Source organism: Curtobacterium pusillum (genome assembly GCF_013359865.1).
In the GTDB taxonomy this organism is placed as follows: Bacteria; Actinomycetota; Actinomycetes; order Actinomycetales; family Microbacteriaceae; genus Curtobacterium; species Curtobacterium pusillum.
This window is the reverse complement of the sequence record NZ_JABMCE010000053.1, coordinates 36401-51947: the sequence shown is the minus strand read 5'-3', so window position 1 is coordinate 51947 and position 15547 is coordinate 36401. Positions and strand designations below refer to the sequence as shown.

Here is a 15547-nt window from a genome sequence, read left to right as displayed (position 1 = left end):
GGCGTCAGCCGGGGTGGGCACCGCCGGGGCCGGCGTCGCCGCGACCGCGGCCGGGACACCGCCGGGCGTGGGCGCCACAGCGGCGGGGTGCTCGCTGCGGTCGACGTGCGGCAGGGACCGGAGCGACCGTTCCAGGTGCCACTGCGCGTAGGCCGCGACCACGCCGGAGGCCCGGGACCGAGTGCGTTCGTCGGCTGCGTCGACCACCCGCCAGTCGCCGGCGAGCAACGACCCGAGCAGGCGGAGCGTGTCGTCGTCGAGCCGCGGCGTGCCCGGAGGAGCAGCGTGGTCGGCCACGACACCGCCGAGCTGGACGACGAACGCGGAGTGCGGCCCCGGCTCACCGGTCACCGCACAGTCACGGAACGAGGGCGCCCACCCCGCGATGCTCATCGCCCGGAGCAGGTACGAGTCGAGCGTCGCGCTCGACACGTGCTCACCGCGGGACAGGGAACGCAACGCGCCGACGAGGAGCAGGTACTGCTGGAGCCCGGCGTCGGCCTCGCTCAGGCGGTCGGCGGTCTCGACCATGGCGCTGGCAGCGGTGTACGCCCCGTAGTCGGCGACGATCTGTGCGCCGTACGACCCGAGGGACTCGGCCTGGGTGACGATGTCGAGCGAGCGGCCCTCGTAGAACTGGGCGTCGACGACCATGAACGGTTCGAGCCGGGACCCGAACTTCGACGCGGTCCGCCGGACGCCCTTCGCCACCGCGCGGATCTTGCCGTGCTGCCGGCTCAGCATCGTGACGATGCGGTCGGCTTCCCCGAGCTTGTGGGTGCGCAACACGACGCACTCGTCCCGGTACAGCGGCATGGCTCCAGTATCCCCCTCCCCACCGACGCCCCGCGCCGACCCGCAAAACGCAACGTCGGCGGCACCTCGCAGCGGTATGTCGCTGCGCAGAACCGCCAACGTTGCGTTTTGCGGGAGGGAGGTCAGGCGGAGACGAGCTCCGACGCTCCGGATGCCGCCCCCGCGCGGACTGCCCGGTTGACCGCCGAGACGATCGCCTTGAGCGACGCCGTCGCGATGTCGGCGTCGATGCCGACGCCCCACAGCCGCACGCCGTCGACATCGAGCTCGACGTACGACGCCGCCTTCGCGTCGCCCGAGGCGCTCATCGTGTGCTCCGAGTAGTCGTACAGCGTGACGTCGACACCCTGCTCGCGCATCACCGTGAGGAATGCGTCGATCGGGCCGGTGCCCACGGCATCCGCGGCGACCGAGCCCTCGTCGACGCGCATCGCGACCGAGAGCTTCGTGGTGCCGTCGAAGTCGCTCGACGTCGCCGTCTTCGTGATCTCGTACCGGCCCCACTTGTCCGACTCGTCGGCGGCGGGCAGGTACTCGTCGCGGAACAGGTCCCAGATCCGCTCCGAGGAGAACTCGCCACCCTCGGCGTCGGTGCGCTGCTGCACGACCCCGGAGAACTCGATCTGCAGCTTGCGCGGCAGGTCGATCGCGTGGTCGGTCTTGAGCAGGTAGGCGACACCGCCCTTGCCGGACTGCGAGTTCACGCGGATGACGGCCTCGTACGAGCGACCGATGTCCTTCGGGTCGACGGGCAGGTACGGCACGGCCCACTCGATCTCGTCGATCGACTTGCCCGCCGCCTCGGCCTTGGCCTTCATGGCGTCGAAGCCCTTGTTGATGGCGTCCTGGTGCGAGCCGCTGAACGCCGTGTACACGAGGTCGCCCGCCCACGGCTGACGCTCCGGCACGGGCAGCTGGTTGCAGTACTCGACGGTGCGCTTGATCTGGTCGATGTCCGAGAAGTCGATCTCGGGGTCGATCCCCTGCGTGAACAGGTTCATGCCGAGGGCGACCAGGTCCACGTTGCCCGTGCGCTCTCCGTTGCCGAACAGGCAGCCCTCGATGCGGTCGGCGCCGGCCATGTAGCCGAGTTCTGCCGCGGCCACGGCGGTCCCGCGGTCGTTGTGCGGGTGCAGGGACAGGATCACGTCGTCCCGGTGGGCGAGGTGGCGCGACATCCACTCGATCGAGTCGGCGTACACGTTCGGCGTCGCCATCTCGACCGTCGCCGGGAGGTTGATGATCACCTTGCGGTCGGGGGTCGGCTCGAAGACCTCGAGCACGGCGTTGCAGATCTGGACCGCGACCTCGAGCTCGGTGCCGGTGTACGACTCCGGCGAGTACTCGTAGAAGACCGTCGTGGGGTGCTGCAGGTTCGCCTCGGCCGCGCGGCACAGCTTCGCCCCGGACACCGCGATGTCGACGACGCCCTGCACGCCGGTGCGGAACACGACCTCGCGCTGGACGATCGAGGTCGAGTTGTAGAGGTGGACGATCGCCTGCTTCGCGCCGTCGATCGCCTCGTACGTGCGGTTGATGAGGTGTTCGCGTGCCTGGGTCAGCACCTGGATGGTGACGTCGTCGGGGATGGCCCCCTCGTCGATGAGGGAGCGGACGAAGTCGAAGTCGGTCTGCGAGGCGCTGGGGAACCCGACCTCGATCTCCTTGTATCCCATCCGGACCAGCAGGTCGAACATCGCGCGCTTGCGCTCGGAGTCCATCGGGTCGATCAGGGCCTGGTTGCCGTCGCGCAGGTCGACCGCGCACCAGCGAGGCGCCCGCTCGATGCGCTTCGTCGGCCAGGTGCGGTCCGGGAGGTCGACGCGGATCTGCTCGTGGAAGGGAACGTACTTGTGGATCGGCATCCCGGAGGGGCGCTGCGTGTTCTGCATCGTTTCGTCGCTTTCGTCGTCGTGCTGTTCGTCAGCACTGCGTGGTTGCGGCCACGACGGACTCCGCGACGAGGTGGGCCGTTGTGTCAGGCCTCGTCGCGGCAGCGAAGGAGGAGGAGCGCCGAGTACATCGCCTCCACGGTAGCACCGGCCGGGGGCCGTGTGACAACCGACTTGTCGGACTGGAGGCGCGGCGCGTGCCCGCCCCGCGCCTCCAGTCCGACACCCCGGACGACCAGGGCACCCCGTCAGTCGACGGCGAGCGCCTCGGTCGGCGGGACGCGCATCGCCCGCCGCACCGGCGCGATGGTGGCGACCACCGCGAGCACGAGGGCTCCGACGACCACGATCCCCACCGTCACCGGTGGCAGCACCGGTGTCGTGGCGAACCCGAGCGAACCGAGCAGCGTCTGACCGCCGACCCACCCGTAGAAGGTGCCGAGCACGAGCCCGGTGACGACGGCCGCGACGACCATCTGGACCGCCTCGGTGACGATCATGCGCCGGACCTGTGCGCCGGTGAGCCCGAGGACGCGCAGGAGTCCGAGCTCCCGGCGGCGCTGCAGGACCCCGAGGGCGAGGGCGTTGACGACGCCGACGGCCGCGATGACGGCGGAGAACCCGACGATGACGCTCACGACGACGTTGAGCTGCACGAAGAAGTCACGCTGTCCCTGGACCATCTCGGTGGTCATCTGACCGTGGTCCATCGACCGGAGCTGCGCTTCGAGCACGTGCTGCATGATCCCGAGGGCGACTGCGAACGTCACGAGGAGGGTGACGCCGATGACGAGACCGATCGTCGCGCGTGCGGAGCGGCCCGGCGCACGCATGGCGTTCCGCCCGGCGAGCAGGACCACGGGGTCGCGCGACCCGATCCGACCGATCAGCTGGAGGACGGGCGGCATCACGATGGTGGCACCGACGGCGACCCCGGCGAACGAGACGAAGCCGCCGAGCGCCGCCGGCAGCACCGCGACGGGCGACAGGCCGCTCGCGAGCAGCCCGACCAGCAGGAGCAGACCGCCGCCGGCCATGAGGACGATCGCCCAGACCTTCCGCGCGGTGCCCGAGCGGACGTCGTCGTGGCTCGGCTCGACGCTCGACGACAGCGCTTCGAGCGGCGTCACGGTGAGCACCCGGCGCGACCCGACCGCGAACGCACCCCAGGTGGCGAGGACGACGGCGACGACGGGGAGCACGAGTTCCCACGGCACGAGCGTGTACGTCGTGTCGGGCAGGAAACCGTTACCGCGGAGGATCGCGACGAAGAGCGACGAGAGCCCCGTGCCGACGACCGCGCCGATGAGACCGCCGAGCACACCGACGACCAGCCCCGTGCGGGTGATCCGGCCGCGCAGCGTCGCACCGGTCGCGCCGACGAGCCGCTGCAGCGCGATGATCCGCGTCTGCCCGGCGATGAGGGTCGCGCAGGTGTTCGCCGTGACGATCGCGCCGACGTACAGCGCGATGCCGAGGAACAGCCAGCCGACGACGGACAGGATCGCCTTGACCGGACCGAGTTCGGAGAGACCGGTCGCGGCGAGCGCCTCGGTCACGATGCCGGGAGCGATCACGAGCGCCGAACCGAACGTCGTCCCGAGGGCAGCGACGAGGATCGTCGGCGAGAACGCACGGACGCCGTTCACGCGGCGGCCTCCATCCCGAGCATCGTGGTCGAGATCGCGGCGGCGTCCATCGCGGGGCGGTCGCCCACGACACGCCCGTCCGCGAGGAACAGGATCCGGTCCGCGTTCGCCGCCGCCACCGGGTCGTGCGTCACCATCACCACGCTCTGCCCCCACTCCGACACGGCCCCGCGCAGGATCTGCAGCACGTCGCGCCCGGTCCGGGAGTCGAGTGCACCCGTCGGTTCGTCGGCCACGACCACTGCGGGCCGGGATGCCAGCGCTCGCGCGATCGCGACGCGCTGCTGCTGGCCGCCCGACAGCTGGTGCGGCCGGTGCGACAGCCGGTTGCCCAGTCCGAGCATCTCGATGAGCCGGTCGATCCACGCCGACTCCTCAGGGCTCGGCCTGTGGCCACCGAGGAGGAACGGCAACCGGATGTTCTCGCTCACGTCCAGCGTCGGGACGAGGTTGAACGACTGGAACACGAACCCGAGCCGACGACGTCGGAGTTCGGTGAGGTCCTTGTCCGCCAGGCCGGTGATGTCGGTGCCGTCGATCTGGATCCGGCCGGCCGACACCGCGTCGAGCCCGGCCGCGACGTGCATCAACGTCGACTTGCCCGACCCGGACGGTCCCATCACCGCGGTGAACTCCCCCGCGCCGATGTCCACGCTCACGTCGTCGAGCGCGGTCACCCGCCGCGCGGCGTCGCCGTAGTGCTTCGAGACGTGGTCGAGACGGATGATCGGTGCATGGCTGGTGGTCATGCCTCCACGATGACGTTCTGGAGGCCCGCCCCGCGTCGGTCTGACGGCTCCTGTGGATGGTCCGCTCGGCTCGGATCCCTGTGGGGAAGTCATCCGAGCGGATGACAGGAGCCCTCGGTCAGTCCTGCTTCGCCACGAGCCCGTGCTCGTGGGCGAACACGACGAGCCGAACCCGGTCGCGCAGCTCGAGCTTGGTGAGGACCCGCGAGATGTGCGTCTTCACCGTCGCCTCGCTCACGTACTCGTGCTGCGCGATCTCGCTGTTGCTGAAGCCTCGCGCGGCCAGGTCGAAGATCTCCCGTTCGCGCGGCGTGAGGTCGGCGAACGCCGGCGGCACCGACGCGGCCTGCTCGCTGGTGTCCTCGTAGCGGCGGAGGAGCTCGCGCGTCGCCGAGGCCGCGAAGACCGCCGTCCCCGCGTGCACCGTGCGGATCGCGGCGAGCAGGAACTCCGGGTCGGCGTCCTTCAGCACGAAGCCGCTCGCTCCGGCACGGATCGCCTTCGCCGCCGCCTCGTCGAAGTCGAAGGTCGTGAGCACGAGGACCTTCGCGCCGTCCGCTCCACCGTCCTCGACGATGTGCGCGGTCGCGGTGATGCCGTCCATCACCGGCATGCGGACGTCCATCAGCACGACGTCCGGACGACCACGACGGACGAGCTCGACACCCTCCGCACCGTCGCCGGCCTCGCCGACGAACTGCAGGTCCGGCTGCGAGTCGATGAGCATCCGGATGCCGGTGCGGAAGAGTGCCTGGTCATCGACGAGCGCGACGCGGATCGGGGTCTCGTTCATCGGCCGGAGCGCTCCTTGGAGGTCGAGGTGGGGGTCGAGGTGGGGGTCGAGGTCGGGGTCGAGGTGGTGCTCGGGACGAGCCCGCGCGGCATGTGGCCGCTCGCAGGGACGGACGGCATCCGGACGGCGACGGCGAAGTCGTCGCCGCGGGGTCCCGCGGTCATCGTGCCCCCGGTCATCGTGGCACGTTCGCGCATCCCGACGAGGCCGTGGCCGGTACCCGGTCCACGGGTGCCGTCGTCCGCGCGACGGTTCACCACGGTGATCTCGACGGTGTCCGGTCGGTAGGTGAGAGCGGCGTGCACCGGGGTCCCCGGTTCGCCGTGCTTCCACGCGTTCGTCAGGCTCTCCTGGACGATCCGGTAGACCGCGAGCTGCGTCGTGGTGGGCAGACCCGCCGGGTCCCCCTCGCGCTCGACCCGCACGTCGAGGCCGACGCCGCGCATCTCCCCCACGAGCCGGTCGATGTCGTCGATCTCCGGAGTCGGCGCACTGCCCTGCTCGTGCCGCAGCGCACCGAGCAGTTCGCGGACGTCCCCGAGGGCGCGGCGCGCGGTCGTGGAGATCGTCCCGAGGGCCTCGTCGGCGATCGCCGGGTCGGCCTTCAGCGCGTAGCGGGCACCGTCGGCCTGGGCGATCACGACCGCGAGCGAGTGGGCCACGATGTCGTGCATGTCGCGGGCGATCCGGACGCGCTCCTGCTCGACGGCGACGGCCCGATCGGCGCGGGCGGCGTCGCGCTCGGCGACGAGCTGGGCTTCGCGGCTCAGGCTCGCGGAGCGACGGACCCGGCGGACGAGCCCGGCGAGCCAGGGCAGCAGCAGCAGGAGCAGGACGACGGCGAAGTACGAGATCGCGACCTTGAGGGACTCCTGCTCCGGCGTCGTCGCGGTCTGGATGCCGGTGCGGGTCCGGTAGTCGTCCAGACCGAGGTAGGCGGCGGCGATCAGGGGGCCGGCGATCGCCGACACGAGACCCGCGAACCGGACCCGGCGGCTGCCGTACGCGCTGGTCGTGTACATGACGCCCGCGATGAACAGATTCGACAGGTCCGGGTCCTGCCCGGTCACCATCTCGAACGCCGCGAACACCCAGGCCGTCGCGAGGGCGACGCCGGGCGAGAGCCGCCGGAGTGCCAGCGCGGCGGTCATCCCCACCACGGTCAGGATCGCGAGCGGCGAGTCCATCCCCCGGGCCGTCGCGATGAGCACGAGCGCGCCGAGGACCACGGCGACGACGACGTCGGTGATGACCTGCGCGCGCAGCATGGGACGGAACACCACACCACGGTACGGCGCTGAACTGCCGCACGCGTCATCCCGCCGATTGACTCGCGACCACTCGACGCGGGGTTTGCATTTCCCATGCGATATATTTGTATGGTGCAGCAACCCCTCAAGCGACCAGACATCGAAGGCCTTCGCGCCTTGGCCGTCCTGGCAGTGGTCACGGAGCACACGTTCGCGACGCCCTCCGGTGGTTTCCTCGGCGTCGACGTCTTCTTCGTGATCTCGGGATACCTCATCACCCGCTCCCTGCTCGACGAAGTCCATCGCACCGGTCGCATACGCATCGGGCGCTTCTGGCTGCGCCGAGTCCGCCGACTCGCTCCCGCATTCCTCGCGATGGCGGGCACCACGGCGGTGGCTCTTCTGCTCCTGTTTCCGTCGCAAGACCCGGTCTCCCTCCTCACCCCTCTCGGAGCAGCGGTCGCATCCGTCTCGAACTGGTGGTTCATTAGCCAGGGAACCGACTACTTCGGGGGCTTCGACGTCGTCTCACCCTTCCAGCACACGTGGTCCCTGTCGGTGGAGGAGCAGTTCTACGCGCTCTGGCCGCTGCTCATCGTCCTGTCGACGTGGATCGTGCGACGGCGAACGGGAACCGTTCGATCGTCCCCGCTGCTGAAGCGGCTCCTCCTGGCGTTCCTCACCTTGGCAGTGTGCTCATCCCTCGCAGCGGCGTTCGTGACCTCCGTCGACGATCCGCAGACCGCGTACTTCTCCACCGCGACGAGGGCGTGGGAACTCGCGGCGGGAGCGATGCTCGCTGTGTTCATCGGCAGCGCCCGACCGGTGTCGGAACGGAGCGGCCTCGTGCTCGTGATCGGCGGCATGACCCTGATCGTGTCCGGCATGGTGTTCTTCGCGCCGTCGGTGCCCATGCCGGTTCCCGGTGCGGTGCCCGCCGTGGTCGGGACCGTCCTGGTGCTCGTGGGCGGACGATCACCTCGCGGTGGCACCTGGCTCCTCGAGAACCGCGTCTCTCGCTTCTTCGGCAGGATCAGCTACTCGCTCTACCTCTGGCACTTCCCCATCCTCATCATCGTGCAGCAGGTGCATCCCGAAGCACTTTGGTCGGTCATCCCGGTCTCCTGCGCGTTCGCAGCCGCGTCGTTCTCGTTCATCGAACGACCGATGCTCGCGGGTGGCGCCCGCACTGTTCCCAGCAGCCTTCGGCGGACGTTCACCGCTGCCGGAACCATCGCCTCGACGGCAGTCGCGATGGCAGCAATCGGAGCCGCCCTGCCCACCTCGACCGTGATCACTGCACCCGCTCATGCCGCTCCCACCCCGACCTCGTCGGTCGACGCTCGTCAGGAGTCGCTCGAACGCGCGCTTCGTGAGACGAACTGGGACACCGCCTTGCACGATGACGGGCGACACCCCGGTGGCCCCGACCCCCGTGACTGTGGGCGCCTCTCACTCGAGCTGCCAGAAGAGAAGTGCACGTTCGGTGCGAGTGACGCGGAGCACACGGTCGTCCTCGTCGGGGATTCGATCGCCGGTGCGTGGAGCGAAGCAGTCATCGAGCTGATGCGGACGACGCGTCCGTCCCGGAAGGTGGTCGTACTCGCACGGAACGGTTGTCCCTTCATCGATGCCGAGGTGCAACGCGGAATCGAATGCGGACGCGTGCAACAGCAGGTCATCGATCGAGTCGCAGATCTCAGGCCGGACGCCGTCATCATCGGCTCGCGCATGGACGGCATCCCGTTCGAACAGGTCGACGGCCGCGGTGTACTGACGGCGTCGCAGTTCGAGCGCGCGAGTGCAAGCATGCTCGAGGAACTCCGCGGTACGACCGGAGTCGTGCTCCAACTCACAGCGCCCCCGGCCGGCAAGGACCCGGCGCGGTGCCATGTTCGATTCGGTTCGCCCCAGGCATGCACGCAGCGGGTGTCGCAAGAATGGCTGTCGAGGATGGCTTCGACCGAACGCGTTGCTGACAAACACGATGTCCGGCTCGTCGACACGCGCCCTCTCGTCTCGGTCGACGGGCTCACTCCCGGTACAGCGGACGGCGCGTTCATCCGAACGGACGCTGTGCACGTGACGCCGTCGTTCTCTCGCGCGAGTGCGCCCGCTCTCGGGGAGCTCATCGACGAGGCCGGCGGTCTCGACCCTCGTTGAGACCGGTCAGAAGCCGAGGCGCCCCAGCTGCTTCGGGTCGCGCTGCCACTCCTTCGCGACCTTCACCCGGATGTTGAGGTACACGTGGCGTCCGCCGAGCAGCGCTTCGATCTCGGCACGGGCGCGCGACCCGACGTCCTTCAGGCGCTCGCCCTTGCGACCGATGACGATCGCCTTCTGGCTGTCCCGCTCGACGAACAGGTTCGCGAAGATCCGCAGCGGACCGTCCGGGTCGTCGTCCTCGTCCGGTTCGACCACGTCCTCGATCACCACGGCGAGCGAGTGCGGCAGTTCGTCGCGGACGCCCTCGAGCGCGGCTTCACGGATGAGCTCCCCGATGCGTTCCTCGTCGGTCTCCTCGGTGACGGTCGAGGCGTCGTACAGCTGCGGCGACTCGGGCAGCAGCTTCGTGATCTCGTCGAGCAGCACCTCGAGCTGCAGCCCCTTCGTGCCCGACGTCGGGATGACGGAGTCCCACTCGCGGAGCTTCGACACCGCGAGGAGCTGCTCGCCGACCCTGTCCTTCGCCGTGCGGTCGATCTTGGTCACGATGGCGACCTTCTTCGCACGCGGGTACTGGTCGAGCGTGTCGTTGATGAACCGGTCGCCCGGGCCGATCGGCTCGTTCGCCGGCACGCAGAAGCCGATCACGTCGACGTCGCCGAGGGTGGACTGCACGAGGTCGTTGAGCCGCTCGCCGAGCAGCGTCCGGGGGCGGTGCACGCCCGGGGTGTCCACGATGATGACCTGCCCGTTCGGCCGGTGCACGACGCCCCGGATCGCGCGACGAGTGGTCTGCGGCTTCGACGAGGTGATCGCGACCTTCTCGCCGACGAGGGCGTTCGTCAGCGTGGACTTGCCGACGTTCGGGCGCCCGACGAACGAGACGAACCCGGCACGGTACGGCTCCCGGGTGTCGGAGGCGGCAGGGGTGGTGTCGGTCATGTGTGCGTGGGTCCCGTCGTGGTGGATGCTGCGTCGTCGAAGGCGTCCTCGACGCCGGCGAGTTCCGGTGTGCGCTCGGCGAGCACGGTGATGAGGTGTCGGCGCTTGCCCTCGACCCGGTCGGCCGTCAGTACGACGCCGGACACGGTCACGGTGTCGCCGCGGATCGCCAGGTGACCGAGCTCCTTGGTGAGCAGGCCGCCGGCGGTGTCGACGTCGTCGTCCTCGAGCTCGATGCCGAACAGGTCGCCGAGCTCGTCGATCGGGAGCCGGGCGGAGATCCGCCACACCCCCGGCTCGACCTCGACCCGGTCGACCACGGCGCGGTCGTACTCGTCCGAGATGTCGCCGACGAGCTCCTCGATGAGGTCCTCCATCGTGACGAGCCCGGCGACGCCGCCGTACTCGTCGACGACGAGCACGAGGTGGTTCTTGGCGACCTGCATGTGGCGCAGCGTGTCATCGGCCGCCTTCGACTCCGGCACGAACTCGGCCGGGCGCAGCAGGGTGGTGACGCGATCCGAGCCCGACCCCGGCCGCTCGTACAGCGCGCGGGAGACGTCGCGGAGGTACAGGACCCCGAGCACGTCGTCGCTGTCCTTGCCCGTGACGGGCATGCGCGAGACACCGGCGGCGAGGAACTGCTCCATGCCGGCGGCCAGGGTGTCGGAACCGTCGACGGTGAGCATGTCGGTACGCGGCACCATGACCTCGCGGACGACGGTGTCGCTGAACTCGAACACCGAGTGGATGAGCTCGCGGTCGTCCTGCTCGAGGACGTTGCTCTCGGTCGCTTCGTCGACGAGCGACAGCAGCTGCTCCTCGCTCGAGACCGTCGAGGCGCTGCGCCCCCGGCCGGGCGTGACCCGGTCGCCGATCGCGACGAGCAGTCCTGCGAGCGGCCCGAGGACGATGCGCACCCCGCGGACGAGACCACCCGTCGACCCGATGAGCCGCTCGGCGTGCGCGCGTCCGACGCTGCGCGGACTCGACCCGACGAGCACGAACGACACCGCGGTCATGATCGCCGCCGCCACGATGAGGGCGACCCACCAGGTGTCGAACACCATGACGAGCGCGATCGTGACGAGCACGGCCGCCGCGGTCTCGGCGAGCACCCGGAAGAAGTTGAGCGCGTTGACGTGGGCGCCGACGTCGTCGCCGATCGCCTCGATCGCCCGACGGTGTCCGCTCCCCCGCGCGATCTCGTCGAGGTCGGCGCGGGACAGCACGGAGAGCGCCGCATCGGACGCGGCGAGCAGCCCGCCGACGACGACCAGCACGAACGCCACCGCCAGCATGACGACGACGAGCAGCATCAGGTCACCGTCCTCGGCGCTGCGCGGCGAACGCGCTGAGGATCTCGCCCTGCAGCCCGAACATCTCCGCCTTCTCGTCGGGTTCGGCGTGGTCGAACCCGAGCAGGTGCAGGATGCCGTGGCAGGTCAGCAGGAGCATCTCGTCGGTGCTCGAGTGGCCGGCCGTCTTCGCCTGCTCCTCGGCGACCTGGGGGCAGAGCACGATGTCGCCGAGCAGTCCGGCGGGCGTCGGGTCGTCCTCCGTGCCGGGCCGGAGCTCGTCCATCGGGAAGCTCAGGACGTCGGTGGGCCCGGGCTCGTCCATCCACCGGACGTGCAGCTGTTCCATCGCCCCCTCGTCCACGAGCACGATGGCGAGCTCCGCGTCGGCGTGGACGTGCAGCGCGTCGAGTGCGAAGGCGGCGAGGCGCTGGATGGCGGCCTCGTCGACCTCGACGCCGGACTCGTTGTTGAGCTCGATGCTCACCGGTTCCCTCCTCGGGGATCGTTCTGGGGGTACGGGGAACGCTGGCGGTCCTGCGGCGGACGCCCCCGCCGCTCGGCGCGGTTCGCGCCGGCGGGGTTCGGCGTGGCAGCGCTGCCCCGGCCGCCCGGGCGGTACCCGGACTGCTCGGCGAGGCGCTCTTCGTCGTACACGGTGTAGGCGTCCACGATCCGTCCGACGAGCGTGTGCCGGACGACGTCCTCGCTGCCGAGGCGTGCGAAGTGGATGTCGTCGACCTTGTCGAGGATCCGTGTCACGAGTCGGAGCCCGGACAGGTTGCCGGGGAGGTCGACCTGGGTGATGTCACCCGTGACGACCATCTTCGAACCGAACCCGAGACGCGTCAGGAACATCTTCATCTGCTCGGGCGTGGTGTTCTGGGCTTCGTCGAGGACCACGAAGGAGTCGTTGAGCGTCCGCCCGCGCATGTACGCCAGCGGAGCCACCTCGACCGTGCCGGCCGCCAGCAGCTTCGGGACCAGCTCGGGGTCCATCATCTCGTTCAGGGCGTCGTACAGCGGGCGCAGGTACGGGTCGATCTTGTCGGTGAGCGTGCCGGGCAGGAAGCCGAGCCGCTCGCCGGCCTCGACCGCGGGGCGCGTGAGGATGATCCGGTTCACCTCGCGCCGCTGCAGTGCCTGCACCGCCTTCGCCATCGCGAGGTAGGTCTTGCCGGTACCGGCCGGACCGATGCCGAACGTGATGGTGTTCTCGTCGATCGCGTCGACGTAGGCCCGCTGGCCGTCGGTCTTCGGCCGCACGGACTTGCCGCGGCTCGAGACGATCGGGGTGCCGAACGTGTCGGACGGCCTGCGGTCCTCGTCCAGGAGTCGCGCGGACACCGGGATGTCGGTCGGGCCGATGTCCTGCCCGCGCTTGACCATGCCGACGAGTTCGTCGACGAGGGCGTGTGCGCGCGTGACGTCGCGCTCCGGACCGGTCAGCGAGACCTCGTTCCCGCGGACGAGCACACGGACACCCGGGTACTGCCGTTCGACGGTCTTGAGCAGCCGGTCCTGCGGGCCGAGCAGCTGCACCATCGCGATGCCGTCGACCTGGATCTCGGCGGAGACGTCCGTCGGGTCGGCCTGGGAGGGTACTGGTTCGTTAGCCGGCAAGAGTGCCTTCCTGCAGTTCACCTGCGAGTACGTGCGCGTGCACGTGGAACACGGTCTGACCGGCGGCTTCGCCGGTGTTGAAGACGAGTCGGAACTGGCCGTCGGCGCGCTCGTCGGCGATGCGCTGCGCGGTGGCGACCACGTGGGCGAGGAGGTCCGGGTCGCCGGCGGCGAGCTCGGAGACGTTCGCGTACTCCTCGGTCTTGGGGATGACGAGCACGTGGACGGGAGCCTTCGGTTCGATGTCCTCGATCGCGATCACGCGGTCGTCCTCGGCGACGATCGCCGCCGGGATCTCGCGCGCGATGATCTTGGAGAAGACGCTGGGCGTGCTGGTGCTCATGGACCCATCGTAGAACGCGGGACCGACGCTCGGCCCTACCAGCGCCCGAGCCGCGTCTGCAGGACCGCCAGGGCTGCGGGCCCGGCGGTGGAGGTCCGGAGCACGGTGTCGCCGAGCCGGACCCGGAGGGCGCCGGCGGCCACCAGCCGGTCGAACTCCGAGCGGTCGATCCCGCCCTCCGGCCCGACGACGAGCACGATCTCCTCGACGTCGACCGGTGGCTCCCAGGCGGACAGTCGCACGTCCCCGACCGGGTCGAGCACCAGCACGACGCGCAGAGCGCCGGCACCGGCGCCGGCACCGGCACCGGCACCGGCAGCGGCACCGGCAGCACCGGCACCCGCTCCGGCCGCCAGCTGCGCCGTCGTCACCGGCGCCTCCACGACGGGCACCCGCGACCGGATCGCCTGCTTCGACGCCTCGTGCGCGATGGCCGCCCAGCGCGCCCGGCCCTTCTCGACCTTCGCGCCGTCCCACCGGGAGACACTGCGCGCCGCCGACCACGGCACGATCCGGTCGACGCCGATCTCGGTCGCCGCCTGCACGGCCATCTCGTCGCGGCCGCCCTTCGCCAGCGCCTGCACGAGCGTCAGCGCCGGTGTGGGTGGCGCGTCGGACGCCACCGACGCCACCGACAGGGACAGGGAGTCGCGGTCGACCGACGCGACCGTCCCGGTCACGACGGTGCCGCGGCCGTCGCCGATGCGCAGCGTCTCCCCCACCCGCACGCGTGCGACGGACACCGCGTGGCGTCCCTCCGCCCCGTCGAGCGGGACCGTGTCGCCGACCGCGACGCCGTCGAGCGACCCGACGAGGTAGAGCGACGCCATCAGAAGTTGAAGAACCGGTCGCGGAGCTTGCCGAACATCCCCTGCTGGAAGCGGGCGAGCTGCGGCTTCGGTGCCCGGTGCGACTTCGCGAGCTGCTCCACGAGCTGGCGTTCCTTGTGCGAGAGCTTCGTCGGTGTCACCACCTGCACGCCCACGCGCAGGTCGCCGCGCCCGTTGCCGCGGAGCTTCGTGATGCCGCGGTCCTTGATCACGAGCACGTCGGCGCTCTGCACACCCGGGCGGATCTCGAGTTCGACCGGCCCGTCGAGCCCGTCGATCGTCGTGTTCGTGCCGAGCACGGCGTCGGTCATCTGGACCTCGAGCGTGGCGAGCAGGTCGTCGCCGTCGCGGCTGAACACGTCGTGGTGACGCACCCGGATCTCGAGGTACAGGTCGCCCGAGGGACCGCCGGCCGGACCGACCTCGCCCTGCCCGGGCATCTGCAGCCGGAGACCGGAGTCGACACCTGCCGGGACGTCCACCGGCACCGTGCGGCGCGCACGGACACGGCCCTGCCCCTGACACGTCGGGCACGGGCTCGGGATGACGGTGCCGTACCCGCGGCACGTGCCGCACGGCGCGCTCGTCACGACGTTGCCCAGGAGCGATCGGACCTGGCGCTGGATGTGCCCGGTGCCGCCGCAGATGTCGCAGGTCTGCGGGCTGGTGCCCGGCGCGCAGCAGGAGCCGCCGCACGTCTCGCACAGCACGGCCGTGTCGACCTCGACGTCCTTGTGGGTGCCGAAGACGACCTCGTCGAGGTCGACGTCGATGCGGAGCAGGGCGTCCTGCCCGCGCTCGGCACGGCTGCGCGGCCCGTTGCCACGGCCGCCGCCGCCACCGCCCCCGAAGAACGCGTCGAAGATGTCGCTGAACCCGCCGGCACCGCCGAAGTGGCTGTCGGCCTGCGGTCCGGCGTCGTAGCGGCGGCGCTGTTCGGGGTCGCTCAGCACGTCGTACGCGTGCGTCACATCCTTGAACCGCTCGGCCGCTTCGGGGCTCGGGTTCACGTCCGGGTGCAGTTCGCGCGCCAGACGGCGGTACGCCTGCTTGATGTCGGCATCGGAGGCGTCCTGCTGGACGCCGAGGACGTCGTAGTGGTCTGCCACGTATCCCTCAGTCGGTTTCGTTCGGTCGGTGCGGTGCGGCGGTCGCCGCGGTTCTGGTGGTCGTCGGTCGGCCTGGAGGCGCGGATC

General features: G+C 70.4%; 14 protein-coding genes. 1 reads left to right on the top strand and 13 read right to left on the bottom strand.

Translation table 11 applies throughout. The annotated features are described in order from the left end of the window. The 6 genes from recO to HP507_RS17745 all read right to left on the bottom strand — a co-directional run. On the bottom strand, positions 1–816 hold an 816-nt coding region (gene recO / locus HP507_RS03790; protein ID WP_254700917.1), incomplete at its 3' end, for a DNA repair protein RecO. A gap of 122 nt (positions 817–938) precedes the next feature. Next, positions 939–2708, bottom strand: coding sequence for a 2-isopropylmalate synthase (leuA, locus tag HP507_RS03785; protein ID WP_175350521.1), 1770 nt, complete (start codon positions 2706–2708; stop codon positions 939–941). A gap of 248 nt (positions 2709–2956) precedes the next feature. Then, on the bottom strand, positions 2957–4357 hold the full coding sequence (locus HP507_RS18305; protein WP_175350520.1) for an ABC transporter permease: 1401 nt from the start codon (positions 4355–4357) through the stop codon (positions 2957–2959). Further along, complete coding sequence (locus HP507_RS03775) at positions 4354–5106, bottom strand: ABC transporter ATP-binding protein (protein ID WP_175350519.1); 753 nt, start codon at positions 5104–5106, stop codon at positions 4354–4356. The genes HP507_RS18305 and HP507_RS03775 overlap by 4 nt, the downstream gene beginning before the upstream one ends. Positions 5107–5224: 118 nt before the next feature. Beyond that, a complete protein-coding gene (locus HP507_RS03770) occupies positions 5225–5899 on the bottom strand; it encodes a response regulator (protein ID WP_175350518.1) in 675 nt (224 codons plus the stop codon). Then, positions 5896–7179: a sensor histidine kinase gene (locus HP507_RS17745; RefSeq protein ID WP_175350517.1), complete on the bottom strand. Its 1284-nt coding sequence runs from the start codon at positions 7177–7179 to the stop codon at positions 5896–5898. The genes HP507_RS03770 and HP507_RS17745 overlap by 4 nt, the downstream gene beginning before the upstream one ends. Before the next feature lie 84 nt (positions 7180–7263). On the opposite strand from HP507_RS17745, the gene HP507_RS03760 reads away from it, so the two are divergent. Continuing rightward, positions 7264–9312: an acyltransferase family protein gene (locus tag HP507_RS03760; protein ID WP_338085230.1), complete on the top strand. Its 2049-nt coding sequence runs from the start codon at positions 7264–7266 to the stop codon at positions 9310–9312. Positions 9313–9318: 6 nt separating this feature from the next. Here the strand turns inward: HP507_RS03760 and era are convergent, their stop codons facing one another. Genes era through dnaJ form a run of 7 tightly spaced genes read right to left on the bottom strand, consistent with a single transcriptional unit; the run spans position 9319 to position 15460 of the window. Beyond that, entirely contained in the window at positions 9319–10257 is a 939-nt protein-coding gene (gene era / locus HP507_RS03755; protein WP_175350515.1) for a GTPase Era, read from the bottom strand. Continuing rightward, positions 10254–11576 (bottom strand): hemolysin family protein, encoded by a 1323-nt coding sequence (locus HP507_RS03750; protein WP_175350514.1) that lies wholly within the window; start codon positions 11574–11576, stop codon positions 10254–10256. The genes era and HP507_RS03750 overlap by 4 nt, the downstream gene beginning before the upstream one ends. Before the next feature lie 4 nt (positions 11577–11580). Next, complete coding sequence (gene ybeY, locus HP507_RS03745; protein WP_175350513.1) at positions 11581–12042, bottom strand: rRNA maturation RNase YbeY; 462 nt, start codon at positions 12040–12042, stop codon at positions 11581–11583. Beyond that, the gene (locus HP507_RS03740) at positions 12039–13178 is read right to left on the bottom strand and encodes a PhoH family protein (RefSeq protein WP_217508458.1); all 1140 of its coding nucleotides are present in this window, start codon (positions 13176–13178) and stop codon (positions 12039–12041) included. The genes ybeY and HP507_RS03740 overlap by 4 nt, the downstream gene beginning before the upstream one ends. Continuing rightward, entirely contained in the window at positions 13168–13521 is a 354-nt protein-coding gene (locus HP507_RS03735; protein ID WP_175350512.1) for a histidine triad nucleotide-binding protein, read from the bottom strand. Before HP507_RS03735 ends, HP507_RS03740 begins: the two co-directional genes overlap by 11 nt. A 35-nt stretch (positions 13522–13556) precedes the next feature. Then, positions 13557–14351, bottom strand: coding sequence for a 16S rRNA (uracil(1498)-N(3))-methyltransferase (locus tag HP507_RS03730; RefSeq protein ID WP_175350511.1), 795 nt, complete (start codon positions 14349–14351; stop codon positions 13557–13559). Beyond that, the gene (gene dnaJ / locus HP507_RS03725) at positions 14351–15460 is read right to left on the bottom strand and encodes a molecular chaperone DnaJ (RefSeq protein WP_175350510.1); all 1110 of its coding nucleotides are present in this window, start codon (positions 15458–15460) and stop codon (positions 14351–14353) included. The genes HP507_RS03730 and dnaJ overlap by 1 nt, the downstream gene beginning before the upstream one ends. Positions 15461–15547 lie beyond the last annotated feature (87 nt).